Annotated in this window: 20 protein-coding genes, 2 tRNA genes and 1 pseudogene; 6 read left to right on the top strand and 17 right to left on the bottom strand. The window is 68.0% G+C overall.

What is annotated here, in order from left to right:
- Nucleotides 1-617: 617 nt before the first annotated feature.
- From treZ to glgX, 3 genes and pseudogenes are all read right to left on the bottom strand, one after another.
- Nucleotides 618-2,063: pseudogene (gene treZ, locus FDF13_RS01875) on the bottom strand (malto-oligosyltrehalose trehalohydrolase); the annotation flags it as partial.
- Between the two features lie 424 nt (nucleotides 2,064-2,487).
- Complete coding sequence (locus tag FDF13_RS14935) at nucleotides 2,488-5,412, bottom strand: alpha-amylase family glycosyl hydrolase (protein WP_217494879.1); 2,925 nt, start codon at nucleotides 5,410-5,412, stop codon at nucleotides 2,488-2,490.
- Between the two features lie 37 nt (nucleotides 5,413-5,449).
- Nucleotides 5,450-7,726 (bottom strand): glycogen debranching protein GlgX, encoded by a 2,277-nt coding sequence (gene glgX, locus FDF13_RS01865; RefSeq protein WP_137318206.1) that lies wholly within the window; start codon nucleotides 7,724-7,726, stop codon nucleotides 5,450-5,452.
- A gap of 421 nt (nucleotides 7,727-8,147) precedes the next feature.
- Here glgX and FDF13_RS01860 point away from each other — a divergent pair.
- Nucleotides 8,148-8,235, top strand: a tRNA-Ser gene (locus tag FDF13_RS01860).
- 1,071 nt (nucleotides 8,236-9,306) lie between these two features.
- On the opposite strand, the gene FDF13_RS01855 is transcribed toward FDF13_RS01860, so the two are convergent.
- From FDF13_RS01855 to FDF13_RS15085, 3 genes are all read right to left on the bottom strand, one after another.
- A complete protein-coding gene (locus tag FDF13_RS01855) occupies nucleotides 9,307-9,816 on the bottom strand; it encodes a hypothetical protein (RefSeq protein WP_137318205.1) in 510 nt (169 codons plus the stop codon).
- Between the two features lie 552 nt (nucleotides 9,817-10,368).
- The gene (locus tag FDF13_RS14610) at nucleotides 10,369-10,713 is read right to left on the bottom strand and encodes an HNH endonuclease (RefSeq protein ID WP_175406806.1); all 345 of its coding nucleotides are present in this window, start codon (nucleotides 10,711-10,713) and stop codon (nucleotides 10,369-10,371) included.
- A 734-nt stretch (nucleotides 10,714-11,447) separates the two neighbouring features.
- Nucleotides 11,448-12,305 (bottom strand): hypothetical protein, encoded by an 858-nt coding sequence (locus tag FDF13_RS15085; protein ID WP_247425595.1) that lies wholly within the window; start codon nucleotides 12,303-12,305, stop codon nucleotides 11,448-11,450.
- Between the two features lie 183 nt (nucleotides 12,306-12,488).
- Between FDF13_RS15085 and FDF13_RS01840 the strand changes: the two genes are divergently transcribed.
- Nucleotides 12,489-13,061: a recombinase family protein gene (locus tag FDF13_RS01840; protein WP_137318203.1), complete on the top strand. Its 573-nt coding sequence runs from the start codon at nucleotides 12,489-12,491 to the stop codon at nucleotides 13,059-13,061.
- A 224-nt stretch (nucleotides 13,062-13,285) separates the two neighbouring features.
- Here FDF13_RS01840 and FDF13_RS01835 read toward each other — a convergent pair whose 3' ends face one another.
- The 6 genes from FDF13_RS01835 to FDF13_RS01810 form a co-directional block, all read right to left on the bottom strand.
- The gene (locus FDF13_RS01835; RefSeq protein ID WP_137318202.1) at nucleotides 13,286-13,915 is read right to left on the bottom strand and encodes a hypothetical protein; all 630 of its coding nucleotides are present in this window, start codon (nucleotides 13,913-13,915) and stop codon (nucleotides 13,286-13,288) included.
- A gap of 9 nt (nucleotides 13,916-13,924) precedes the next feature.
- Nucleotides 13,925-14,230, bottom strand: a complete 306-nt coding sequence (locus tag FDF13_RS01830; protein ID WP_137318201.1) for a hypothetical protein — start codon at nucleotides 14,228-14,230, stop codon at nucleotides 13,925-13,927.
- A 222-nt stretch (nucleotides 14,231-14,452) separates the two neighbouring features.
- Nucleotides 14,453-14,746 carry a hypothetical protein gene (locus tag FDF13_RS01825; protein WP_137318200.1) on the bottom strand — a complete coding sequence of 98 codons (294 nt, stop codon included), beginning with the start codon at nucleotides 14,744-14,746 and terminating at the stop codon, nucleotides 14,453-14,455.
- Entirely contained in the window at nucleotides 14,743-15,144 is a 402-nt protein-coding gene (locus FDF13_RS01820) for an HNH endonuclease (protein ID WP_175406805.1), read from the bottom strand. Before FDF13_RS01820 ends, FDF13_RS01825 begins: the two co-directional genes overlap by 4 nt.
- Nucleotides 15,145-15,480: 336 nt before the next feature.
- Nucleotides 15,481-16,101, bottom strand: a complete 621-nt coding sequence (locus tag FDF13_RS01815) for a hypothetical protein (protein WP_137318198.1) — start codon at nucleotides 16,099-16,101, stop codon at nucleotides 15,481-15,483.
- Nucleotides 16,102-16,124: 23 nt separating this feature from the next.
- Complete coding sequence (locus tag FDF13_RS01810) at nucleotides 16,125-16,340, bottom strand: helix-turn-helix domain-containing protein (RefSeq protein WP_217494878.1); 216 nt, start codon at nucleotides 16,338-16,340, stop codon at nucleotides 16,125-16,127.
- Nucleotides 16,341-16,572: 232 nt separating this feature from the next.
- On the opposite strand from FDF13_RS01810, the gene FDF13_RS01805 reads away from it, so the two are divergent.
- The 3 genes from FDF13_RS01805 (at nucleotide 16,573) to FDF13_RS01800 (ending at nucleotide 18,421) form a co-directional block, all read left to right on the top strand.
- Nucleotides 16,573-18,012 carry a tyrosine-type recombinase/integrase gene (locus tag FDF13_RS01805; RefSeq protein ID WP_137318197.1) on the top strand — a complete coding sequence of 480 codons (1,440 nt, stop codon included), beginning with the start codon at nucleotides 16,573-16,575 and terminating at the stop codon, nucleotides 18,010-18,012.
- A 48-nt stretch (nucleotides 18,013-18,060) separates the two neighbouring features.
- A tRNA-OTHER gene (locus tag FDF13_RS14605) sits at nucleotides 18,061-18,155 on the top strand.
- Between the two features lie 44 nt (nucleotides 18,156-18,199).
- Nucleotides 18,200-18,421 (top strand): hypothetical protein, encoded by a 222-nt coding sequence (locus tag FDF13_RS01800; RefSeq protein WP_101652577.1) that lies wholly within the window; start codon nucleotides 18,200-18,202, stop codon nucleotides 18,419-18,421.
- 58 nt (nucleotides 18,422-18,479) lie between these two features.
- On the opposite strand, the gene FDF13_RS01795 is transcribed toward FDF13_RS01800, so the two are convergent.
- The 3 genes from FDF13_RS01795 to FDF13_RS01785 form a co-directional block, all read right to left on the bottom strand.
- The gene (locus FDF13_RS01795; protein WP_137318196.1) at nucleotides 18,480-19,301 is read right to left on the bottom strand and encodes an NAD(P)H-binding protein; all 822 of its coding nucleotides are present in this window, start codon (nucleotides 19,299-19,301) and stop codon (nucleotides 18,480-18,482) included.
- 32 nt (nucleotides 19,302-19,333) lie between these two features.
- Nucleotides 19,334-20,068, bottom strand: a complete 735-nt coding sequence (locus FDF13_RS01790) for an ABC transporter permease (protein ID WP_254668950.1) — start codon at nucleotides 20,066-20,068, stop codon at nucleotides 19,334-19,336.
- 101 nt (nucleotides 20,069-20,169) lie between these two features.
- Nucleotides 20,170-21,174 carry an ATP-binding cassette domain-containing protein gene (locus FDF13_RS01785; protein WP_137318194.1) on the bottom strand — a complete coding sequence of 335 codons (1,005 nt, stop codon included), beginning with the start codon at nucleotides 21,172-21,174 and terminating at the stop codon, nucleotides 20,170-20,172.
- Nucleotides 21,175-21,276: 102 nt separating this feature from the next.
- Here FDF13_RS01785 and FDF13_RS01780 point away from each other — a divergent pair, with 102 nt between their 5' ends.
- A complete protein-coding gene (locus FDF13_RS01780) occupies nucleotides 21,277-22,236 on the top strand; it encodes a YafY family protein (protein WP_137318193.1) in 960 nt (319 codons plus the stop codon).
- A gap of 80 nt (nucleotides 22,237-22,316) precedes the next feature.
- On the opposite strand, the gene FDF13_RS01775 is transcribed toward FDF13_RS01780, so the two are convergent.
- Both FDF13_RS01775 and FDF13_RS01770 read right to left on the bottom strand, forming a co-directional pair.
- A complete protein-coding gene (locus FDF13_RS01775) occupies nucleotides 22,317-23,975 on the bottom strand; it encodes a sodium:solute symporter (protein ID WP_137318192.1) in 1,659 nt (552 codons plus the stop codon).
- Entirely contained in the window at nucleotides 23,972-24,616 is a 645-nt protein-coding gene (locus FDF13_RS01770; RefSeq protein WP_137318191.1) for an OsmC family protein, read from the bottom strand. The genes FDF13_RS01775 and FDF13_RS01770 overlap by 4 nt, the downstream gene beginning before the upstream one ends.
- Nucleotides 24,617-24,723 lie beyond the last annotated feature (107 nt).

The raw sequence follows: 24,723 nt of genomic DNA, 5'->3' as shown, positions 1-24,723 counted from the left end.
GCCGCGGACATCGGGGGTACGCGCACGGTGCCGGCTTCGATCGAGGCGAAGAGCTCGCCATCGGCGCCGGTCTCGCCACCGGCGTCGCGTGATGCATGTGAGTCCGCACCCCGTCCGACGCCGCGTTCGCCGAGGAACCGGGCAGTGTCGAGGACGATCGTCCCAGCTATCCCAGCTATCCCAGCTATCCCAGCTATCCCAGCTATCCCAGCTATCCCAGCTATCCCAGCGGTCCCAGCTGTCCCAGCGGCCCCAGGCAGCTGCACGGAGGCCGCTGCGGACCCGAGGTTCGCGACCACGTGGAGACCGCCGATCGTTATCGCTACCCACCGGTCCCCGTCGTCACCGCCATCTGCGCCGTCCGCGGCCGCGTCCACCGTGATGTCGGCGAAGGCGAGCTCGCGGAACTCGGGCCGCTCGGCGCGCAGCGCACCGAGAGCGCAGTAGAGCTCGAAGATCGCCCGCCGGGCTGCGGGCCCGGTCCCGTGAGCCGATCCCGTGCCGAGCCCGGAAGTGGCGAACCCGGCATCCGCGGCCCCGGCTCCGGCCGCCTCGGATCCGGGAACCCCGGCTCCGGCCGCCTCCGCCGAGTCGTCTCCGCTCCCGTCCTCACCGAACTCCGTCCAGTCGAGGACGGAGCGGGTGAAGGTCTCCGGGTCCTGCGGGTCCGGCACCGCGGAATCGTCCCAGCCCATGCCCGCGAACTCGGACTTCCGGCCGTTCGACACCGCCTCGCCCAGCCAGTCCTCGCGGTGGTCGGTGAAGAACTGCCAGGGGGTCGAGGCCGCCCACTCCTCACCCATGAAGAGCATCGGGGTGTTCGGCGCGAGCATGAGGAGAACCGCCCCGACGGCCAGCGCATCGGTGCCGACGAGGTGCGACAGCCGCTCCCCGGCCGCCCGGTTGCCCACCTGGTCGTGGTTCTGGATGCAGACGACCAGCTGGTCCGGTGACACCCGGTCCCCGTCGATCGGCCGGCCGTGGGCGCGGCCGCGGAAGGTCGAGAGCGTCCCATCGTGGAAGAAGCCGCTGCGCAGCACCTTCGGGAGCGCCTCGGGGTCCGCGAAGTCGGCGTAGTAGCCCTTGGTCTCCCCGGTCAGTGCGACGTGCACGGCGTGGTGGAAGTCGTCGCTCCACTGACCGGTGAGGCCGTCCCCGCCGTCGTCGCGAGCGGTGATGAGCCGGGGGGCGTTGAGATCGGATTCGGCGATGAGGTGGATCGGGTGGGCGCGTCCGAGCGTGCGGGCCAGCTCCTCCATGTGGACGGTCATGTCCTCGAGGATCGGCAGGGCCCGCGAGTCGAGAAGGGCGTGGACGGCGTCGAGCCGGAACGCGTCGACGCCGTAGTCGGCGGCGAACATCGCGAGGTCGTCGAGGATGAGGGCACGCACCTCGTCCGAGCCCGGGCCGTCGAGGTTGATCGAGTCGCCCCAGGGGTTCGCGGCCGCGGCGTGGAGGTAGGGACCGAACATCCCCAGGTAGCTGCCCGAGGGCCCGAGGTGGTTGTACACGACGTCCTGGATCACGCCGATCCCGCGGGCGTGGGCGGCCTCGACGAAGCGCCGATAGCCCTCCGGGCCGCCACAGCTCTCCTGCACCGCGAACCAGCCCACCCCGTCGTACCCCCAGTTGTGGAGGCCGGCGACGGTGTTGACCGGGAGCAGCTCGACCCAGCCGATGCCCAGGCGCACGAGGTGGTCGAGCTTCTCGATCGCCGCGTCGAAGGTGCCGGCGCTCGTGAAGGTGCCGATGTGGAGCTCGTAGACCGGGGAGGAGTCCCAGGCCCGGCCCGCCCAGCCGCCGTCCAAGGCGCAGTTCGCTGCAGGGTCGTCCGACGCCGATGCGGGGGTCGGCTCGCCGTCGGCACGCTCAGCCGAGGCGCCGCTCGGGCTGCAGCCCGCAGCCGAGGCGCCGTTCGGGTTGCTGCCCGATGTCGAGGCGCTCCCCGGCTGTCCGAGATCCGGCACCGTGGCCGACGGGCCGTGCGGCCCGTAGGGCTGCTGGCGGGAGCGCGGGTCCGGGCGCAGGTTCGGATCCTCGTCGAGGAGGTAGCCGTACTCGATGACGGGGGCCTCGGTGCCGCCGGCGGCACCCGCAGCGTGATCGGCGAGATCGCGGAGCACGGCGGCGAGCGCATCGGAGGGTGCGGTGACGGCCCACCAGCCGACGGGCGTGGTCTCCATCGCCTCGATGCGGAAGCCGAGAGCATCGAGCTCCTCGCCCTGAACGGGGGCCTCGCGGTACTGGCTGCGGGCGAAGTCGGTGCCGTAGGGCGCGTCCGCGAGGCGCCAGGCGAGGCGCACGGTTCCGAGAGCCGGGGCCCAGACGCGGAACACCGGGTCCCTGCCGCTGACCTGGTCGTTGCCGGTGACCGGGTTGATGCCGGCGCCGGAACCGGCCTCGAAGCCAGTCACGAACCCGCGCGGGATGCTCGGGTAGTCGGGGAAATGGAAGGTGGCGTCGATGCCGGGGTATCGCGTCATGGGTCTACTCCACGCGTTCGAGGACGGCGACGGGCAGGCGGTCGAGGAGCTCGGCGACCTGCAGGCGGGTGCCGGTGTACTCGGCTCCGGTGAGCACGTCCTGCCAGCGGCAGGGCGCCTCGGGCGCGGGGGCCTCGCTGGGCTCCGCAGAACCGGTGGTGCCGGCGGCGCTGGTCCCGGGGTCGTCCGCGGGGAGGCCGCCAGCGGAGCGGTCGGGATCCGTCTCCGCGAGCACTTGGGCGAGGTAGGCGTCCTCGTCGAGCGGTCGGAGGTCCTCGGCGGCGATGGTGATCGCGGTGTCGGCCCACCCGCCGGCCGCTGCCAGGCCGATCGGCAGGCGGGTTCCGACGAGCAGCACACGCCCGCCGAACAGCACGGCCAGCGCATGCTCCCATTGCGCGCCGGTCCGCCCCACCGGCCCCGGCGGGCCGGTGAGCAGCGGGCTGTCGGGGACGAACACCTCGCGCAGGCGCGTGCGCAGGTGGAGCAGGCGGGAGGTGAGGAGGAGCTTGACCGCGCCGGAGTCCCAGGCCGCCTCATCGCTGAGATCGAGCCGGTCGATGCCGCCGAGGTGGCGGCCGCGCTCGCTGTAGTCCACCGGGCGCCGGTTGTCCGGGTCGACGAGCGAGCGGTCCCACAGCTCGGTGCCCTGGTAGACGTCGGGGACGCCGGGGGCGAGCAGCTGGAGCGCCTTGGCGACCAGTCCGTTCGAGTGCCCGGCTGCACGGATCCGGCCGTCCATGTCCTCGATGAGGGCGCGGAGCTCGGGATCCTGCTCGGTGGCCTCCATGGCGGCGCGCAGCTCGTCCTCGAACTCTTCGTGGTTGTCCGTCCACCAGGTGTAGAGGCTCTGCTCGCGGGCGGCCTTGAGCGCGTACTCGGTGAGCCGCTCCGGGGTGGCCGGCCAGGCACCGAGCACCGCCTGCCACAGGAGGATGTCGAACGAGGTGTCCGCCGCGAGCGGCGCCTTGGTGCGCTCGATGCTCGCGTTGACGCCGTACCGTGCGCCGGCGGTGACCATGAGGTCGGACTCGTCGGGCCGGTAGCGCACGGAGGTGCGCTGCCGGGCGGCGGCGAGGAACGCGAGGAACTCGCCGGGGAGCTCGGCGAGAGCGAGGATGCGGGCGCGGGTGTCCTCGCTGCGCTTGGTGTCGTGCGTGCTCAGCGAGTTGAGGCCGTGGGGGGTGGTGCGCATGCGGCGCTCGAACTCCTGCCACAGCGCGGCCGGCTCGAACGGTTCCTCCGGCCGGCCGCCCACCTCGTTGAGCGCGGTGAGCGCGGCGTAGCGGTAGAAGGTCGTGTCCTCCACACCCTTGGCCATGATCGCGCCGGTGGACTGGGCGAACCGGATGAAGGTGGGGTGGTTCGCGGTGGTGAGGACGACGCCGAGGTACGCGAGCAGCCGGTCCGAGGCGGTCGCGGAGCGGGCCGTCGAGCGGATCGCTGACAGCGCACGCATGATGATCTGGCCGTCCTCGCTCAGCGGCGGCAGGTCCACGGTATCGACGGTGTCGGACAGCTGGGCGAGGAAGTGCTCGCGGTCGGTGGGCGCCGGGCGGTAGACGCGGTAGACGGGCAGGGAGGCGGCGAGGATCCCGAACACGTCGGCGAGCTGCTCGGTGCCGATGTCGAGCGGGTCGGCGCCGATCACGGCGCGGGAGCGGGCATCGCAGTGGAACCAGCCGATCGCCTTGAGCTCGCGGGCCAGACGGAGCATCTCCCCGGACAGCGGGCCGAACGCGAAGTGCGTCTTGGCGGCCTGCTCGATCTGGGTGAAGAGGCCGTGCACGGAGGTGGGGTGGCGCTGCAGGTGGCGGCCGGCGGCCGCGAGGCCCGCCGGCTCCTCGGCGGCGTCCGCCCCCTCGACCGCTTCACCGGGCAGCGGACCGCCCGCGAACAGCTGCTGGCGGGCGGCCTCGAGGTGGAAGAACCCGGCGCGGTCGGTGAGCGCACCGTCGATGTAGGCGATGAGCTCGTAGCCGGTGGTGCCGCGGGCGCCGGCCTCGGCCCAGCCGGCCGGCAGCAGCTCGCGGGCACCGCGGGACTCGAGGGCGAGGATCTTCTCCGTCACGATGTAGGCCCCGGTGAGGTGGGTGAGCCGGGCGAGGTACTCCTCGGGCCGGGCGAGCCCGTCGATGTGGTCGATGCGCAGCCCGTCGACCAGGCCCGCGGTGAACCAGGAGGCGATCTCACGGTGGGTGGCTGCGAACACGGCGGGGTCCTCGACGCGGATCCCGGCGAGGGTCTTGATCGAGAAGAAGCGGCGGTAGTTGAGCCCCCAGTCCTCGTGCTTCCAGTGGACGAGCCGGTAGTTCTGCACCGCGTGGAGCTCCTGCGGCGTCATCCCGTCCTGCAGGCTGCCCGGGGCCACCGGGTAGAGGTTGTCGTAGTAGGCCAGCACGGGGCTGCCCTCGTGCTCGCGGATCTCGAGCTTCCCGAGGTCCTCGGGAGCACCGAGCTCGGCGAGGACGAGCTTGCCGGTGGCCGGGCGGGTCCAGCCGTCGGCGGGGCGGAACGGTGCGGTGTCGTCCGCGCCGGCCGCCCAGTCGACGTCGAACCAGTGGGCGTACCGGGACGCCTCGCCGAAGGTCAGCAGATCCCACCAATACCGGTTGTGCACGGGTGTGGCGACGCCCATGTGGTTGGGGACGATGTCGACGAGCACCCCCATGCCGGCGGCGTGAGCGGCGCGGGAGAGCGCCTCGAGCCCGGCCCGCCCGCCGCGTGCCTCGTCGACCCGGGTGGGGTCGACCATGTCGTAGCCGTGGGTCGACCCGGGTTCGGCGGCGAGGACGGGGGAGAGGTACACCCAGTCGATGCCGAGGCCGGCGAGGTAGGGGATCTGCTCGGCGGCATCGAACAGGGTGAAGTCGGAGGTGAGCTGGAACCGGTAGGTGGACGCGGGGACGGGGGCGGGGCGCTGACTCAATCTCACTCCTGCTCGGTCGGGTGGGCTCGGGCGGCGCTCAGATCTCTTCGTAGCCGGGACGGACCTTCTCCCCGGCCTGGCCAGGCACGCCGAGGTCCTCGACCCGGCGGGTGCCGGTGCGGCCGTTCGCCTCGTCGGCGGCGGCCTGACCGGCGGCGCTGCGCGAGGCGAGGGAGGCCTCGACGGTCATCGCAGTCTCCTCCTGCGTGCTCGCCTCCTTGAGGATGAGCATGGACTTGCCGCACAGGGTGATCTTCTCCCCGGCGGTGAACACGTCCTCTTCGGTGAATTCGCCGGCGGTGTCGAGCTGGACCTCCCAGCCGGGGGCGAAGTCCTCGCCGGGGAACACGAAGTCGACGTCCTCGAGGGAGGCGTTGTAGAAGACGAGGAAGTCCTCGTCGCGGATCGGGCGACCGCGCTTGTCCATGCCCTGGATGCCGCTGCCGTTGAGGTAGACGCCGACGGCGTGGGCGAAGGAGGTGTGCCAGTCGGTGACGATCATCTCCTCGCCGTCGGTGTTGAGCCACACGAGGTCCGGCAGGGGCTGGTCGACGTCGGAGCGCACGACCTGGCCGTCGAAGAACCGGGAGCGGCGGAACGTCGGGTGGTGCTCGCGGATCTCGAACACGCGGGCGGTGAACTCGATGAGCGGCTGGTCGGCGTTCTCCCAGTCGATCCAGGCGAGCTCGGAGTCCTGGCAGTAGGCGTTGTTGTTGCCGTGCTGGGTGCGGCCGAGCTCGTCGCCGTGGCTGAGCATCGGCACGCCCTGGCTCAGCGCCAGGGTGGCGATGAAGTTCCGCTGCTGGCGGGCACGCAGGGCGAGGACCTGCGGGTCGTCGGTCTCGCCCTCGGCGCCGTGGTTCCACGAGCGGTTGTGGGATTCGCCGTCGCGGTTGCCCTCGCCGTTGGCCTCGTTGTGCTTCTCGTTATACGACACGAGGTCGGCCAGGGTGAAGCCATCATGGGCGGTGACGAAGTTGACCGAGGCGAAGGGGCGCCGGCCGGAGTTCGCATAGAGGTCCGCGGAGCCGGAGATGCGCGAGGCGAACTCGCCCACCGTGGAGTGCTCGCCGCGCCAGAAGTCGCGGATGACATCGCGGTACTTGCCGTTCCACTCCGACCACAGCGGCGGGAAGTTGCCCACCTGGTAGCCGCCGGGGCCGATGTCCCAGGGCTCGGCGATGAGCTTGACCTGGCTCACCACGGGATCCTGCTGGATGATCTCGAAGAATGTCGAGAGCCGGTCGACGTCGTAGAACTCGCGGGCCAGGGCGGCGGCGAGGTCGAAGCGGAAGCCGTCGACGTGCATCTCCGTGACCCAGTAGCGCAGGGAGTCCATGAGGAGCTGGAGGGAGTGCGGCATCCGGACGTTGAGGGTGTTGCCGGTGCCCGTGTAGTCCATGTAGTGCTTGCGGTCGTCCTCGACGAGACGGTAGTAATGTGTGTTGTCGATGCCGCGCAGGGAGATCGTCGGGCCCATGTGGTTGCCCTCGGCGGTGTGGTTGTAGACCACGTCGAGGATGACCTCGATGTCCGCGTGGTGGAGGGCGCGGACCATCTCCTTGAACTCCTGCACCTGCTGGCCGGACTGGCCGGAGGCGGAGTACTCGTTGTGCGGGGCGAGGAAGCCGATGGTGTTGTAACCCCAGTAGTTGCGCAGGCCCTCCTCCTCGAGGCGCTGGTCCTGCACGAACTGGTGGACGGGCATGAGCTCGAGGGCGGTGACGCCGAGCTTCTTGAGGTGCTTGATGACGCTCGGGTGGGCGACGCCGGCGTAGGTGCCGCGCAGCTCCGAGGGGATGTCGGGATGCATCTGGGTGAGGCCCTTGAGGTGCGCCTCGTAGATCACCGACTGGTAGTACGGGTGGTTGGGATGCTGGTCGCCGCGCCAGTCGAAGTAGGGGTTGATGACGACGCCGAGCATCATCGAGTCCGCGGAGTCGTCCTCGTTGTAACCGGTGCCGTCGCCGCCCATCGGGTAGGAGAACATCGCCTGGCCCCACTCGATCTGCCCGGAGACCGCCTTGGCGTAGGGGTCGAGGAGGAGCTTGTTGGGGTTGCAGCGCAGGCCCCGGTCCGGATCGTAGGGGCCGTGGACGCGGTAGCCGTAGAGCTGGCCGGGCTCGACCTGCGGGAGGTAGCAGTGCCAGACGTAGGCGTCCTTCTCCGTGAGCTCGATGCGGTCCTCGTTGCCCCACTGGTCGAAGAGGCAGAGCTCGACCTTCTCCGCGGGCTCGGAGAAGATCGCGAAGTTCGTTCCGGTACCGTCGTAGGTCGCACCGAGAGGGTAGGGCGTTCCTGGCCACACTTGCATTGAGGATGTCTCCTGACAGGCTCGGTTTCACGGGACCGGTGGGTCCTGCTCTAGCCTACCGAGTGGTCCGGACGCGGATTCACCGGCCTCCGCGGCGACGGATGAACTGTTGCCGAACTGTGGCGCGGGTCGCGGGCAGGCGACGACGGGACGATCCGGTCCCGGTGGACGGCCCCGGGACGGCCGGGCGTCACAGCGGGGACGTCGCGGATGGAGAGCCGCCGGAGCCCGGGCGGCGCAATCGGAGCTCCGGCGTCACAGCGGGGACGTCACCGGCTGTCGGCCCACAGTCCGCCCCGGTGTCCCAGCGGGGAAGTCACAGCGGGGACGTCACTACACCTCGCCCGGGTGTGTGGTTGTGACAGAATGTGGGGTGCACCGCCAGGCAGGACGGGGTCTCCCGGCCGGTCGCCCGGTGCGAGGTGAGTTGACAGAGCGGCCGAATGTGACGGTCTTGAAAACCGTTGCCCCCACAGGGGCCGTGGGTTCGAATCCCACACTCACCGCCACAAACCACCACCCCTGACCAGGGCAAACGCTCGACCATCTCGAATCGTGGCCGATGGGTTTGACTCGAAGATCAAGTTATGCAGGTGCCTGCGTTCAGCCTGCTTCACGATCTCACTGTCACGCTACTGTCACGGAAACGCGGATTTCGTTTGACGTGATGACCGTTCCAGGTGTAGAAGCACTGCGGTTCCGCAACAAACGATCGGGCCATGACCTCGGCGGCGGGCGAGCTAGTTGGCGTAGGAGAAGAAGTCCTCCGGCCGCAACTCCGACGACGGGGCGCACAGGCCGTCGGCGTCGCCTCGGATCGTAGAGTCCGAGGCTCAAGGGCACCCGGCCCGCCGGTGCCCGCGGCAGCGTTGTTCCACGCATTGAGGTAAGCGCGGATCGTGTTGTCCGACCGGCCCATGATCTTGCTCGCCTCGACGACTCCGAATTTATCGTCCGGACGATAAATTCCTAGGACCTCGCTTCGCCGGCTCCACGCTTGCGGCGATCAGCCGGGCGGTTCACCCACCCCGAAACCCCGGCTAAAACACCCCGAACGCACGCTCACACGCTTTCAAACCTGAGCAGAATCTCAGCCGCTGTCAACGACCGGTCCTGCCCGACCGTCGCAGGGGGTCATGGGGCACCCCTATGCCACTGAGACGCACGCTACGGGGCCTGGGCCGGCCGTGGGGCCGCCCCTCAGCCCTGCACACCGTCGCGGCCCTCCAGGCCCGTACAGGCCCTCCTGCGGCCTCCTGGCCTCTGCCTGCCCTGCCTACCCTCTGCGTCCTCGGTGTGTGTCTGCCGCGCTGGCCGGTGGTGTGGTGGCGTTGTCTGGCTGGTGTGCCGGGCGCGGTGGTGGCTGCTAGGGCGTACAGCACGCTTGTACGGTCGAATTCCTACACGCTACGTAGGACTTCTGAAAGCAACGGGGGTGTGTTGGACAGTCGGGCCGGGGCAGCCCCCTTGTTCTCAGAACACACACGCTTCGTGTAGTAAATCGAGGTATACCCGCCCAGGAATACAGTGCAGCTCTACAGGCCCGACCGAGGTCATTTACTAAGTGAATGATTGAAGCGTCAGCGGCTGCGCTTCTCAATTGCGGCGGCACGAGTAGGCTCGGCTGCTAAGCGGACGATCAGTGCGCCTGCCACATGGACCATCAGCCATGCGTCATCGAGAGTGGCATGCGAATGGTTGTGGGAGTCGCCTAGTTCACTGCGGTCAGCGGATGCCCAATCAAGAAATTTGGTGACCCCGGCTGCCAGGTTTTGGTCGTGGCCGGCAAGAAGCCCTCGCTTCTTCGCGTCCTTGATCAACGGTCCCAACGCGCCTCCTTCGCACCCCAGCGCTTGGAGAGTTTCCTGCAACGCGGTTCCAGCATCCGTGATGGCGTTTCCGGGCTCGCCGTTGACTATCTCTTCAAGGGCGGCGAGGTATGCGGCCTGCGCTCCCGAGAACTCGCGACTCACCAACAGTCGCACCGCAGGTTCAACGACCTCCTGCAACAGCTCATCCGACTTGAACGGCACAAGATCACCATCAACGAACTTGTAAGCAACTCTGTGCTCCCGGAGGATGTCATTCACCAAGCCCTCGAACAACGCCCTGGATGTGTAGTCGTGAGGGGCTATGGACTTGTGCGCTGCCGCTAGTGCGTCGAAAACGAGCTTTCGGTCGGTAGTTGCTTTGAGGTCAGCCCAGCCGAAGTATGAGCCTAGGTCGTAGCCACCGTGAACCCGTAGGAGAAAGCTCACCTCACTTGGCTCGATTCTATGGGTCCCATAACTCATCTCGTGGCTACTCACCCACTGCCATGCAGCGGCGAGCCGGACACGCGCTCGATGGTCAACGGAATCGCTCCACAGATTTTCTCCTGCGGCTTCTTTGTCTGCAGTTATTTGATTTCGGAGGCGGTTGGACGGGAGGACCATAGGCCCAAGCATAAGGATCTGTGAACCAATTCACCCTCTTGCAACTCGCGACCGCGGCGCATTCCGTATCACGGCCGCTTTTGGAAAAGACTGCTTCACCGCTCCACTTGCGGAGACGTTTAAGCGCTGGACTCCGGATGACTAGACGTGTTCTGCCGAGCGTCAATGACGCAGCCTCTCAAGCCCGTCCAACGAGGTATACCTCTGTCACTGGAACCCCGGTAGCAGCGGATGGTTCGGATTGAGCTCGCGCAGCGCGTCCTCAAGCTCCTTGATCCGAGCGAGGAAGTTTGATCGAGCCATCATCTCTCCGAGGTTCTGTGCTTGCGTCACCGGTTCCAGGTGGTCCGGATTCGTGCACCGTGGGTTCGCGCAGACATGGTGAGCAACAAGCTCTCCAAGCGGTTTGCCGAGTTTGGCTTCCAGGGCCAGGCGGTGAGGCAAGAACTGGCCAGCTCTGTTGAAGCCGATCCGACCATAGCCCCGAGAATCGACCACGCCTTGCCACTCCCAGCACCCAGACGCGATCTTGTCGGAGCGCTCTTCGAGCACACGAAGAATTGTCCGGTAGTCCTTGGACTCCACTGCCTTCCGCAACTCTCCCCAGGCCCTCTTCTCTCGACCAGGGCAATGCGGAGAGCAGTACTTCACAGCACGACTCGTCGTTGTGAACTCTGTCCCGCACCCGGCACATTCGCGCACGTACTCTTTCAGCGGACGGCGAGCCTTCGATTCGCTGTTAAGTTCCCGGTGGCGGCGTCGCCGGCACTCTGTCTTGTCGCACGTCCAGGAGTTGGAGCGCTTCGGCTGGAACGGCTCTCCGCACTGGCTGCACTCTCGCTCGCCCAACACACGGCCAAGAGTGCCGCGCTTGTACTGGCCGTAGTGCTGGGAGCAGAGAGACCGAGTCTCAGCCAGCTTCTCGCACCCCTCAACCGAACACTGCTTGGGAGCCGGTTTCGGGCGCTGGTAGAGGGGATCGCCGTGCTTATGCCACTTGTCGTAGTGAGGCTGACACAGCCCCCGAGCAACCGGACGTTCTCCGCAGCCAGCAACGCTGCAGGACTTGCGATTACCCATATGAGAACCGTATCAGTTCGTCTCTCCTCGACCGCTTCGCTTTTCGCCGCCGCGTGAATGTATAATGGGTGGTAGCGGGCGCCGTTCGGCGGCTAGAGGAGCAAAACCTCAGTTCGCACAAAAACAGTGGAGACCCAGGTTCGACTCCTGGCTCCGGCTTTGCCGGAAGTAGCTCAATGGGTACAGAGCCCCCGTGTTCTTTCTTCTCACCAAGACGATGCCGTCCAGGCGCCAGCTGCTCGTGCAGCGTCCTGTAGTTCGGATTCAGTGAGGCGGAGTCCGGAGTAGTGGAAGCGCGCGAATCCGATGAGCCCCTGTTTCCATTTGCGGCTGTTTCGTGGGTGCTTTGCCGTTTCTGCGTAGTCCTCGACTGCGTAGGAAGCCCAACTCTCCCTGCTCAGCTTCTGCTCAAGAAGATCATTAACCCGACGCGCGCCTTCTTTGGTCACGGCGAATGCGGCGATCAAGTGCCCCAGGGTGAAGTGCAATTGCCCATCAACGAACATGGCCTCGGCCGCGCCCATTGTGAGTTTCTCCCACTTTGCGCGTTGTCCCGAGCTGAGTGATGCTATGGAGTCGCGCACCTCTTTGGTGATGCTCCCTGCGTGATGAATCTGTGCGTTCCTGGCGCAACGGAGCACGTGGAAAAGCGAAACGTTGTCGGCTGGTTCAGGAGTTCCTGCCGCTTGATACAACGTCTGGTGCATGCGTCCAGCATTGAGGGCAGCACGATCCCGTGCGACTTTGTACCCCTCGCGCTGCAACATCGAAACTGCTTCCTTGACGAATGCCTCGTATAGGGCAAGCGCATACGGAATCGCAACGGCTGCAAGGTGTGCATCGGCGTCGAGCAGCAGTTCCGAGGCGTGGTCAGGAAGAAGATTGAACCGGTCGATATCCTCGACAGAAGGAAACAGCCCGGGCAGATGGTGGGGCGATCCTTTGTGGAGTTGAAGGCTGTGAGCGGACAGCCGTGATCCCGCAAGCAGGGCGATCATCGCATTGTTTGCATCAACGCGGGCCGCGACGTACTCCCGGTATCGCGCGAATTGGATTTCACTCATAGCGCACTATTCTATTGGTCTGCCGAAGGCCGACCAAGCTTTCCGCGCTCTGGACACGTCCGGGCCTGTGACTGCATGTAAAAGCACGCATACCGTGATTGTCGGTTGACGCACTCCCGAGGACATGCGTAGTATCAAGTCATCAGAAACGTCGTTTACCACTATCGGAAACAGGTTTAAGACATGAGTTCACGCATCTACGGGTACGCCAGAGTCTCCACGACGGACCAGAACCTCGGACGCCAGCACGAAGCGCTGCGCGGCGTTGACCAGATCATCGACGAGAAAGCATCCGGGAAGAACCGCGAAGACCGCGCCGAACTCAACGCGCTAGTGAAGTTCGCCAGGCGGGGCGACACGATCCGCGTCAAGAGCATCGACCGGCTTGCCCGCAACACACGCGACCTCCTCGAACTCGTCGAAGAACTCAACAACAAAGGCGTCGCCGTCGAGTTCGTGGACACACCGAACCTCAACGTCAACGACAAAGTCGGCAAAGCGATGCTGACGATCTTCGCGGCGTTCGCAGAACTCGAACGCGAATCCATCAGAGAACGCCAACGCGACGGAATCGCGCTAGCGAAAGCCGCCGGGAAGTACGCGAAGGCCCCGGCACTCAACCCCGAACAGATCGAACAGGCCCGCGAGCGCGTCACGCTCGGCGTCGCCAAAGCCAAGATCGCCAGGGAACTCGGCGTGACTCGACAGACGCTGCACGCCGCCCTCACCGGGCGAGGCCGATACGCGAAACCCTAACCCCGCAGGACGACGAAGGCCCCGGCCCCGCACGAGCGGGAACCGGGGCCTCATCATGCCCAGAACAGCGAAGGGGCATTTTAGGGTCTTGACATATGTGCTACACCATCGCGTGCCCGCAACCGTTACCGAACCGTGACAGGGCGGCCGACAGCACTACCCCCGCCCCCGCCCAGCATCCGGCGCACCCCTCGCCGAGCCAATAGCGACGACCTCGGCAGAAGTCAGCGGCGCGGGAGCTTCACCGCGCTCGACACCGCCCGGCGCACCGTGAACTCGGCCGTCGAAGCCGTCACCGGCGCCAGGCGGGCACCCGACACCCCGTCCTCCACCGTGCCAGGGTCGGTGCCGAACCGCGGACGCTCCGACCGCCCGACCCCGTAAGCAGAAAGGCGGTGCTGCGGCACCGACCTGGCCAGGCGGAGAACCGCAGCACGGTAGCGCTCATGCGCCTCGAAGAGAGGCGCGGCCTCGGCCAGCCGCTCCGAGATAAGCGCCTCCACCTCAGCGGCAATCTCACCGGCCAGCACATCAGAATCCGGCACCTCCGGGACACCGGCAATAGCCGCCCGGACCGCCTCAGCCACGGCGCGAACGTCGGCCTCGTCGGCCGCCGCCGCCTTCTCCCGCAGGCCCTCAGCGCGAAGCTCAAGAACCTCACGCTCGTCGCGGAGATCCGCGAGCTCACGCTTCCCCACATCCTCGCCGTCGGCCAGGCGTCGGCGAACATCAGCCTCCGCACGATCCGCCAGAGCAATCCGCTGCTCCACCTCGGCGAGCGCGGCACGCGCCGGCGCACCCGTCGTGACGTCCTCAATGGTCGGAACGGTGTTCTCAATGATGTTCTCGGTCATCTTCATCTCCTACTCAACGCCCGGCAACGATGCCGGGCTAGTGTTATCACTCTCGTACATAACGGACGCCGCACTGCTGGCGTCCTCAGGCGGGGTTTCAACGAACCCTGCCGCGTCGGACGCGCGCTCTGCGGCGTCCACGATCAGGTCAGCCAACCGGTAGGCGTCAGCGACCGGAAGCAAGACCAGAAACCGCGTCCCAGGATTCCTGAGCCCAACCCCCGGCGACCCGCCGAACATCACCGCCGGGTCAACCTCGACGCCGGAGGCGAACTGACGATTCCGCCGAACATGCCTCGCCGCTTCAACGAACATCTGCGGCCACCGCCTCCCCGACAGCCTCGGCTATCGCCTCGGCCAACTCCGCCGCAACCGCGGGATCCACGACGAGGAGGACGTGCGATCCCGCAAGGATCGCCACCGCCGCATCGCCCCGCTTCCGAACAGCCGCGCACACGCGGCCCCTACGAACGAACTGCTGATTATTTGCCGCCTGACGCGGCGGCTCATCAACAACAACAGACCGATCAAACCGAATCACGCGCTCACCCACTCCCGCTCGATCTCGACCGGGTCGAGCATCCGAGAGCGGAGATCGCGAAGAGCCGCGACCACCTCGGCCTCGGACAGCCGTCGGCACGGCTTGTGCGACCACACGGTCACACGGTGGACGCGGAGGTCCGTGCTATGGCCGAACGAATTCGACGGCGTCAGTCGGTGCCGCCTCCGCCCGACCTCCACCGGCCGAGCAAGACACAAATACACGCGGCCAATCCGGTCGTCCTCCAAAGCGAACCAGTCGCCGGGAATCATGTCTTCTACGGTGGTCACACGGCCTCCATAACCACGTGGAGGACAGGGCCAGTAGCGCGCCAGGCGCGCACCCGCTCCAGGTCTGAACGATTCTTCTCCCGGTGGCAGCCGAGGCACAGCAACGCAACAGCACCGAGCGAGTGCTCTCCACCCATCACCACCGGCGTCCGGTGATCGAGCTGCAAGTTCGTTTCGTCATCGCCGCAGGCCGAACAGCCTGCGCCATCACGCTCGATCAGGTCACGAAGACGAACCCGCTCGACGACCGGCAGGTGTCCGGCGTCGCGGGAGCGGCGACGGTAGTTGAACGACCACGACCGCTCCGGGCCAGCCGCCCGGAATCGGGCGGCGTTGCACGGCTTGCACCGGTAGCCGCGGCCTCGCGGATTGCTCCGGTCGCGGTGGAAGTCGATCAACGACCTCCGATCCCCACACGATCCGCAACGGCGGATCAACAGAAGCTGTCCAAGATCGGCGGCAGTAGCCGCCCTCTTCTTCGTCATAATGCACCCCAATCTGCCCGCGCCATCGCGGGCCTGGTATATGTCGGACGCCTGCGCGGCGTCCGTGTCAGCGGCGGCGTTGACTCGCCGCCCGGTGGTGGTGGTTGTTGTTCCACAGCGGCCCCCGCCGGGGCCGCCCCGTTCGCGTCGGACCTGACGGTCCTGCTCAATTCTTCGCCGTTGGATAGCGGCCCAGACAGGGCCGCGTTTGAGGGTGTAAGTACTGAGGGGGACAAATCGTGCACGCCCTCATCGGCGGTGCACGACCCGCAGATGATCGACGAACCTGGCCGCATCCCCAGCGGTCCGAACCTCCGCAGGAAGGTGCTCCGGCACGATCACATCGGACCCGTAGACGCTCATCATCGCGGCGACGAAGTCGCGGCGGCGGTGCGCTGTCGCAGTCGAACCACGCGACTCGACCCACCGCTCAGCGAGCGTGTACAGGTCGCCGCCGTCGCGTTCCTCCGGCGTCGTGAACGCCCACACCCCAACCTCGGCGGCATCGCCGCGCCATCCTCCGTATCGCACCGGGTCGAGCAGCCGCTGCTCCCGGAGGTCTCGCAGGTGTCTGCGCACCGTGCGGATGCTCGCTCCGCACTCGTCGGCCAGCCACTCGTTCCCCCGGTCGAACACGAACTGCTCGGACCCGTGGTCGATCCTCGCGCCGAATAGCATCTGCACGAACACCCGGAACTGACCGTCGGTCACAGTCGCCGCTGACGCCGAGAGCATCGCCATGCGCTCGGCCCGGAGGTCATGCACTGTGAGGCCGTCACCGGCACCCATCTTCTGCACCCGCTCCAGCGCCTCCAGCGCGGCGGACGGAACATCGTCCAGGTCGGGTTCGAAGTCGAGCGCGTCGAGCACCGCGCTCTCATAGTCGGTGGCAGTCACTGGACCCGCTGTGCGTCGAGCCACCGGTCAAGGTCGTCTACGTGGTATCGGATAGTTTTCGCGCCATAGCGAAGATAAGGGGGCGTGATCGGTGAGCGTCGGTTGTTCCGCAGCCAGGACACCTTGACGCCGATATACTCGGCGGCGATGTGCTCATCAACCGCCTTGGCGATCCCGTTGGCAACCATCATCCGGTCGAACTCGGCGGACACCTCCGCCGTACTCATGTGGTCTGTAGGTGCAGTCATCTAACCTCTGTCTCTCTATACGATTTTCAAGGAACGACACGCCAGGGCTTGACAATCCCGAACGTGTATGAAACACACTACCCCTAGATCGTGTGTTACACCAGTGTCATTCGCTCCGCTTGTGCACGATCAGTCTCCGTTTTCAGCCTGGTTCCGCGTGACAGCGTGACAGCGCGGACCGTTGTACCCTGGTCGCATGGCGACCCAGTACCCGCGGCGGCTAGACGAACTCATCGACCACGGGCCGACAGCCCGAGCTGGCAAGCGATGGCAGGTAGACGTGTTCCTCCACCCCGGCCCAGGCGGACGGAAGCGGCCTCGATTCCGCACCAAGGCCGAGGCCGAAGCCGAGCGGGACCGGCTGCGGAAGATGAAGACGACCAGCGGCAGGAAGCCGCGCAACACAGCCGGCTCCGGCTCCCGGACGAACACCGCCGAACTCTGGGAGCAGTTCAGGGCGTCGGCGCGAGTCCGGCGCACCGGACTCCGCAACCAGGCCGACCTCGCCGAGCAGTGGGAGAACCTCGTCCGACCGAAATGGGAGCACCATCTACTCGACCGGATCACCTACAAGCAGATCGAAGAGTGGGCGCAGGAACTCGCCACCGAACCGGCCCCCGGCCGGGATCGGCCGAGGTCGGTGAAGCGTCAACGCGACGCGCTCGCACTGCTCACTCGGATGCTCGCCTACGCCGTCAGCGAGCAGATGATCCCCGACAACCAGGCTTACCGGCCCGGCGGTGGCCGGGACTACATGCCGAGCATCCCCGGCGGGTCTGGGGAGACCGCGAAGCACGCGCTCACGGCGCGACAACTCAACCGGCTAGCCGACGCCGAAGCGCTCGCCAGGTGGCGCGACCTCATCCTCTTCGCGGGAACAACCGGCCTCCGGTGGCAGGAATGGGCGCGACTCGAGGTCGCGGATATCAACACCCACCGCCGGACTGTCACCGTGACGAAGGCTCTCAGTACCGTGCGAGGTCAGGGTCATTCGTTCCGAGGTCGGGCCGGTCTGATCGACGGCCCGACGAAGACGCACGAGACTAGGACGGTCCCGGTCACCGCTGAAGTCCTCGCTCTCATCCGGCCGAGGTTGACGCCCCCGGCCGACCAGCTCGTGTTCAACATCAAGGGCAAGCCGATTGCCCACACGACCCTCGCCAAGGCGATGAGGGACGCATCGGCCGAAGTCGGAACGGCTGTCACGCGGCTACAGGAGACGCTGGGGCGGCCCATCACCGGTTACGCCGACGAGGCCACGATCAGCGGCGTCCCGGCCGCGATCCAGGCCGCAGGGGAACGGCTGGGGGAGGCGAAGGCGAAGCTCTCCGACCAGTACACCGGCAAGGAGCTGCGGGATCGGCTCGCCACCGTTCAGAAGGCTCACGATGATGATGTGGCCGCGTGGCGCGGCCTCCGGGCAGGCGATGAGGACTTCAGGCCGTTGGCTCCGCACGGCCTCCGACACACCGCGATCTCAGCTCTCATCAACTCCGGCGTCCCGGTGACGACGGTAGCGCGGTGGGCGGGCCACCGGTCGCCGACGGTCACGCTCAACACGTACTCTCATCTGTACGCGGGAAGCCTCGATGAGGCTGGCGAGGTCATGGCTGACTGGCTCGCCCGCGAGCAGTGAGCTCCGACTTCTTACTGTCACTCCGCTGTCACAGAATCGCCGTAGCGAGGCTGTGACCAGGGGCGATGGTTGATCATATGCGGTCTTGAAAACCGTTGTAGGGCAACCCCCTACCCAGGGTTCGAATCCCTGACTCACCGCCGTGCACCACCCGGCTCGGTGGCCGGATCCGCCCTATACTCTGAGCATGACCCGACCGACCGGATTCGAGTACCGCGAACGTGGTGACGCGGTCGTCATCACGCATCACGGTCGTCCCGCGACCACCCTGCGGGGTCGCCGTGCAGCGGACTTCCTCGATGACGTGGAGTCCGGGGATCCGCAGGAGCTCATGGCGCGGCTCACCGGCAACTACCGCCGGGGCAACGAACGGCAGGCCCGGAACCACCCGCGCAACCGATCGCGCTGAAGGTCCGCGGCCCCGCAGCGCTGCTGCCCCGCGGCACCGCTGAGCTGCGGGGCGGCGATCATCCCCTCCGGAAGGCCTCGGCGTTCTCCTCCGCCCATTGGGCGAAGGTGCGGGCCGGGCGCCCGGTGACCCGTGCGACGGTGTCGTGCACCTCGGCGGCCTCCGCCGGCGGATTCGTCGCGAGCTCGATGCCGAATGCGACGTAGTCCTCGGGATAGCCGTACGACCGCAGCCGCTCGCGCTCCTGCTCGACGGTGAGCTGTTCGAAGACGATGTCCTCCCCGATGGCCTCTCCGATGAGGTGCGCCCGCTCGGCCGGCGTGAGCACCTCCGGACCGGTGACGACATAGGTGCGCCCGGCGTGCCCCGCCTCGGTGAGTGCGGCGACGGCGACGGCGGCGATGTCGGAATCGTGGACGACGGCGCTCGGCCAGTCGGCGAGCATCCGCAGCCTCCCGTCCGCACGGATCCCTTCGGCCCACTCCAGGGCGCCGGACATGAACTCCGCCGGCCCCACCACCGTCCAGTCCAGCGCGGACTCCCGCAGCGCCGGTTCGATCGAGGTCTCCTCCCAGCCGCCGAGCACGGAGATCCGGCGCACTCCCGCCCGCGCGGCGAGGTCGACGATCCGGGGACCGGTCGTCAGGGCCTCTCCCTCGTCTCCGCCGAACGTGATGAGGTGGGCGGCGGAGACGCCGTCGAAGGCGGCGGTGAGCGAGTCGGGATCGGTGAGGTCGCCGGCGACGACCTCGGCGGCTGCGGGCAGGTGCGCCGCGGCGGGATTTCGGGTGAGTGCGCGCACCTGTTCTCCGGCGGCGAGGAGCTGGTCGACGATGAGGCTGCCGATGGTTCCGGTGGCTCCGGTGACGAGGATGGTCATGATGGTCTCCGTTTCGTTGTGTTGTGTGAGGTTCAGTCCGCGCTGCGGTTCATCAGGCGGACGCCGAGTGCGAGGCCGAGGGCGGCCGTCGCGAGCGCGGCGACCCATCCCCAGAGGATGGCGGGGGAGGAGAAGTCGCCGGCGAACAGCGCCCGCTCGGCCTCGACGACGTATGCCAGCGGGTTGGCGGTGGCGGCGATCTGCATCCACCGGGGTCCGGAATCCAGCGGCAGGAGCATCCCGGAGAGGATCATGAGCGGGAAGATCAGGGTCTGGTGGACGACCCAGAACATCCAGTCCTGCTTGCGGACCGCGGTCGCCAGGCCGTAGCTCAGGGATCCCAGGCCGACGCCGAGGACGGCGAGGAGCGCCAGGCCGAGTGCCGCACCGAGGACGTCGGCCCGGAACCCGAAGGGGATCATCACGACGATGACGATGAGCGCCTGACCGATGAGGGGCAGCACTTCCTTGAGCGAGCGGCCGACGAGCAGCGAGGAGCGGGACAGCGGGGTGACGAGCATGCGCTCGTGCGCTCCGGTCTGGAACTCGTAGAGGAGGTTCGAGCCGGTGGTGGCGGTGCCGAAGAGCGTCGTCATGACGAGGATCGCCGGGACGAACCACTGCCAGACATTCCCGCCGAGGACCTGCTCCCCGCCGAGCGAGCCGGCGAGCAGCGGGCCGAACAGGCCGAGGAACACGAGGGGCTGGACGAGGCTGAAGACGAGGGAGAACGGATCGCGCAGCACGGGCCGCAGTTCACGGGTCATGACGATCCACGTGTCGCGCAGCGGTGCGCTCGCGCCGCGGCGGGTGGTCCGGTCTGCAGGTGCCGGCCGGGGTGCGGCCTGGGCGGGCGTCGGGGTGGTCATCATGCGTCCTTTCCGGGGAGAGGGGCGAGTTCGGCGGCGGGCTTCGGTGCGGTCTCCTCGCGGAGGCTGCGGCCGGTGAGGGCGAGGAAGACGTCGTCGAGAGTGGGGCGGTCGACGTGTGCCGCCGCGATGTCGATGCCCGACTCCCGGGCCGCGGCGAGCAGCCCGGGCAGGGCGCGCGGGCCGTCGGTCACCCGGGCCGTCACGACGGTGCCGTGCACGGCGACCTCGCGGGCGCCGGGGCCGTGCGAGACCAGCTCGGCCGTGCGCGCGGCCGCTGCTGCGTCCGGGGCGGTGAGGCCGATGCGATCACCGGCGAGGTGGGACTTGAGCGCATCAGGGGTGTCGTCGGCGATGACGCGGCCGTGGTCGACGACGATGACGCGCTCGGCCATGTCGTCGGCCTCGTCGAGGTAGTGCGTGGTGAGGACGATCGTCATGTCGTGGGAGCTGCGCATCGTTGCGATGTGCTGCCACAGATTGGCGCGGTTATGGGGGTCGAGACCGGTGGAGGGCTCGTCGAGGAACAGCAGCCGGGGAGCGTGGACGAGACCGATGGCCACATCGAGTCGCCGGCGCTGCCCGCCGGACAGCTCGGAGACCTTGCGCGCGGCGAGCTCGCGCAGCCCGAGGACCTCGAGGAGCTCGTCGGTGCGGCGCCGGGCCTCGCGGCGGGACAGACCGTACACGAGAGCCTGGGTGTACAGCTCGTCGCGTGCGCGCTGGGTGTGGCCGCCGCCGTTGCCCTGGCCGACGTAGCCGATCCGCCGGCGCACCTCGGCCGAATCGCCGACGACGTCGTAACCGGCCACGGTGGCGGTGCCGGAGGTCGGGGGAATGAGGGTGGTGAGCATCCGCATGGTCGTCGTCTTACCGGCTCCGTTGGGGCCGAGCACCGCGACGAGCTCTCCGGGCGCGATGTCGAGGTCGATGCCGCGGACGGCCTGGACCGGCTGCGCACGGCCTGTCGCGAAGGTCTTGGTGAGGGATCGGGCGTGGATCACGGTTCCTCCTGAGGGGATGAGCGGGCCGTCTTCGGCGGCGTGGAACCATGCTCTCGAGTCTTTAGGTCAGTTTCTGTCCACAATCGTGCCTATTCTGGATCCATGTCGACGAGCACACGGATGCTTCAGCTCCTCTCCCTCCTCCAGACCCGCCGGTTCTGGTCCGGCGCCGAGCTCGCCGAGCGGATGGAGGTCACCCCGCGGACCCTCCGCCGCGACATCGAGCGGCTGCGGGAACTCGGGTACCCCGTCGACGCCGATCGCGGCATCGGCGGGGGATACCGGCTCGCCGCCGGTGCCGCACTTCCGCCGCTCGTGCTCGACGACGCCGAGGCCATCGCGATCGCCGTCGGACTGCAGTCGGCGGCCCAGGGCTCGGTGGCCGGGATCGAGCAGTCCGCTCTCCAGGCCCTGACCAAGGTTGTCCAGGTCATGCCGCCGCGGCTGCGGCAGCGGGTCGATGCGGTGCGGGCCATGACCGTGCCCGCGACCTGGGGACCGCGCACTGCGGGTCCGGCGGTCGAAGCCGACACCCTCACCGCCATCGCCCAGGCCTGCCGCGACGACGAGCGCCTGCGCTTCGACTACCGGACCGCTGACGACCGGACGGCGGAGCGCCATGTCGAGCCGCACCGGTTGGTCTCCCTGGGCGGTCGCTGGTACCTCGTGGCCTACGACCTCGGCCGCCACGACTGGCGGAGCTTCCGGCTCGATCGACTCCGCGGGCCCAGCGGCACCGGGGCCCGGTTCCGACCGCGCCAACTGCCTGCGGAGGACGCCGCCGCGTTCGTCCGGGAGGGCATCGAGAGCGCGAGCTCCCGCTACGCGGTCGACGTCATCATCCACGCACCCGTCGCCCGCGTGCGTGCCGCGCTCGACGGGTGGGGCGTCATCGAGGACATCGACGGGCAGCGGTCCCGGCTGCGGATGACGACCGACACCCTCGACTGGCCGGCCATGGCGCTCGGTGCGGTCGAGGCGGACTTCGAGATCGTGTCGCCGCCGGAGCTCGGCGCACGGATCGCGGAATGGGGCGAGCGCTTCACCCGCGCCGCCGGGTGAGTGAGGCGGGATGCTCCCGGCTCAGCGGTCGGTGCGGTCAGTCCGCGGCGGGCGGGTGCGAGGAGCGCAGCGCCCTCGGGTCAGTGGCCGTCTTCGTTCGCTTCGCCCGCCGTCGACGGCGCGAGCTCCGCGGAGCTCGACGGGGACTCGGCTCCCCGCTCCGCCGGAACGGTGAGGCTGACCGTCGCGGCGAACAGCGCGACGACGATGAGGAACAGCGCCATGCCGACGAGCCCGTGCCCGGCGAGCCAGGACCAGGCGAACACGGAGAGGACGGCCACTGCGGCTGCGAGGAGGAGGAACAGCTGCCCGCGCTGCCTGCGCCGCCCGGCCGGCACCGTGACCCAGCGACGCTGGATGAGAGTGACGACGGTGAGGCCGGTGAGGTTCGCGATCATGCCGACCCACACCGGGTGGACGCCCAGGAAGAAGGCCGCCGGATCGAAGTCGGAGAGCGTGTACCAGGTGAGCCCGGAGCCGAATCCGGCCAGCAGCGCGGTGAGCACGGCCGACCGCGTGGCGAGCGGCCAGAAGAACGCGGCGAGCACCGGGGCGAAGGTCGCGCCGTTGCGCAGGGTCCATGCCATGACGTTCCACCACGCCGACTGCTCGGACCGCAGCAGGGCGAACACCACCATGACGACGGTGAGCCCCACGAGAGCCCAGCGGGTGTAGCGGACGAGCTGGGCCTCCGTGGCGCACGGGTTGAGCGCCGAGCCCAGGTCCCGGCCCAGCGAGGTGGCGCCGGAGAACTGGCACGGTCCGGCCCAGCCCAGGGCGCAGGCCCAGAGACCGACGAAGAACAGTCCGGCCGCCCACGCCGGGAGCACCCCGACGATGTACTCGGGGATGGCCACGAGCGGCAGTGCGGCATCCGGCACGATCGCCGCCGCGGCGACACCGAGGAACACACCGAGCAGGATGAGCGGGACGCCGATGATCGCGGCCCGATAGAGGCCCTTCTGGCCGTTCTCCGGGCTGCTGGCCGACATCGACATCTGGAAAGCGGCCTGGGCGAGCGGAACGTTGATGATGAAGGTGCCGAACCATGCGGCGATGAGCGAGACGCCGGCGCTCGAGAGATCGAACATCTCGGGATGGCCGGTCCGGAAGTCAGCGATTCCACCGAACCCGGGGGAGACCGCGATCGCCCACACGCCGACGGCGAACATCAGGGAGATCATGATGACGTTCATCGTCTGGCTGAAGGCCACCGAGTGCATGCCCCCGGAGGAGAGGAACGCGAGGAGGACGGCGGCGGTCACCGCGATCGACAGCGGCAGCGTCAGGCCCGTCACCATGTGCAGCGCGGAGGCGAAGGCGATCGTGGTGGCGACGGAGTACATCGGGAAGGTCAGGCCGGTGATGATCGAGCTGATGGCCTTCGCCGCCCGTCCGAACCGGTCACCGATGATGCCGGTCACCGTCACCACGAGCTTCTCGCGCAGCGGCTTGACCAGGAGCAGGGCGATGAGGAGCACCTGCACGGTCTCCGCGACGCCGTACCAGACGGCGGACACACCGGTCCGGTAGCTGAGCTCGACGATCGCGATGAAGGACGAGCCGGAGAACAGGCCGGTGATGCAGAAGGCCACGGTCCACGGGCTGAAGGTGCGTCCCCCGACGAAGAATCCGGCTCGACCCGTCTGCCGGCGGCGCAGCACGACCCGGCCGCCCACCACGAGCCAGAGGGTGTAGGCCGAGGCGAGTCCGATCGTCCACAGTCCGACGGCGGTCATGCGCGTGCGCCCGTCTCCTCGGCGCCGACGGCGGGTGCGGGTGCATCCGCGTTCTCGAACGTGATGACGGGTTCGGTGAAGTCCTCGGACGGCGAGGTGTAGCCGAGTGCGGTGTTGCACGCGGCTTCAGCGGCGCCGTCCTCGACCCCGGCGGCGAACGACCACGCGACGGTGAGGTCGATGCGGGCATCGCGGAGGAGGTTCACCGCGGGGCAGGAGTGCTCGACCGCGGCGGCGAAGTCCCGGAGCACCTGCTCGTCGGTCTCCGGGGTCCCCACGCACACCTGCAGGCGGTAGGTGTGGAAGTACGGCTGGACGTCGGCGGTGCCGGCGAGCCCGCGCTGGTCCTGGCGGGCGAGCGAGTACGTGGAGATGCCCGTGAGCGCGAGGCCGCGGCGGCCGGCCACCTGGTCGATGACGACGGTGATGCAGGCTCCGACTGATCCGGCGAGGTACTCCATGGGAGTGGGGCCTTCGTCACGGCCGCCGATCCTCTCCGGCTCGTCCACCGTGAAGGTGAAGTCCCGCACCTCGACGCGCGTCTGCTGCTGACCCGTCCAGGTCCCGGCGGCGCGCAGGGTCTTGGACTGGGCGTCATCGGGGGACTCGGTGAAGCGGGGATGCTCGGGGGCACGGCTCATGGCGGATCACGCTCCGGTCGTCGGATGATGGAGTCCGCATCACGGCCGGAAGGTTCGACAGCGGATGCGAACCGGCCATCCGATACCGTGGCGGACCACCTCAGTAG

The organism is Brevibacterium sp. CS2 (genome assembly GCF_005280295.1).
Lineage (GTDB): Bacteria > Actinomycetota > Actinomycetes > Actinomycetales > Brevibacteriaceae > Brevibacterium > Brevibacterium pityocampae.
Note: the sequence above shows the minus strand (reverse complement) of the source record. Positions and strands in the feature narration are given on the sequence as shown.

Coding starts and splice junctions, on each gene's coding strand:
- FDF13_RS01805 (WP_137318197.1), top strand. CDS start 16,573: ATGGCGACCCAGTACCCGCGGCGGCTAGACGAACTCATCGACCACGGG.
- FDF13_RS01780 (WP_137318193.1), top strand. CDS start 21,277: ATGTCGACGAGCACACGGATGCTTCAGCTCCTCTCCCTCCTCCAGACC.
- FDF13_RS01840 (WP_137318203.1), top strand. CDS start 12,489: ATGAGTTCACGCATCTACGGGTACGCCAGAGTCTCCACGACGGACCAG.
- FDF13_RS01800 (WP_101652577.1), top strand. CDS start 18,200: ATGACCCGACCGACCGGATTCGAGTACCGCGAACGTGGTGACGCGGTC.
- FDF13_RS01790 (WP_254668950.1), bottom strand. CDS start 20,068: ATGACCCGTGAACTGCGGCCCGTGCTGCGCGATCCGTTCTCCCTCGTC.
- FDF13_RS01830 (WP_137318201.1), bottom strand. CDS start 14,230: ATGTTCGTTGAAGCGGCGAGGCATGTTCGGCGGAATCGTCAGTTCGCC.
- FDF13_RS01775 (WP_137318192.1), bottom strand. CDS start 23,975: ATGACCGCCGTCGGACTGTGGACGATCGGACTCGCCTCGGCCTACACC.
- FDF13_RS01770 (WP_137318191.1), bottom strand. CDS start 24,616: ATGAGCCGTGCCCCCGAGCATCCCCGCTTCACCGAGTCCCCCGATGAC.
- glgX (WP_137318206.1), bottom strand. CDS start 7,726: ATGCAAGTGTGGCCAGGAACGCCCTACCCTCTCGGTGCGACCTACGAC.
- FDF13_RS15085 (WP_247425595.1), bottom strand. CDS start 12,305: ATGAGTGAAATCCAATTCGCGCGATACCGGGAGTACGTCGCGGCCCGC.
- FDF13_RS01835 (WP_137318202.1), bottom strand. CDS start 13,915: ATGACCGAGAACATCATTGAGAACACCGTTCCGACCATTGAGGACGTC.
- FDF13_RS01795 (WP_137318196.1), bottom strand. CDS start 19,301: ATGACCATCCTCGTCACCGGAGCCACCGGAACCATCGGCAGCCTCATC.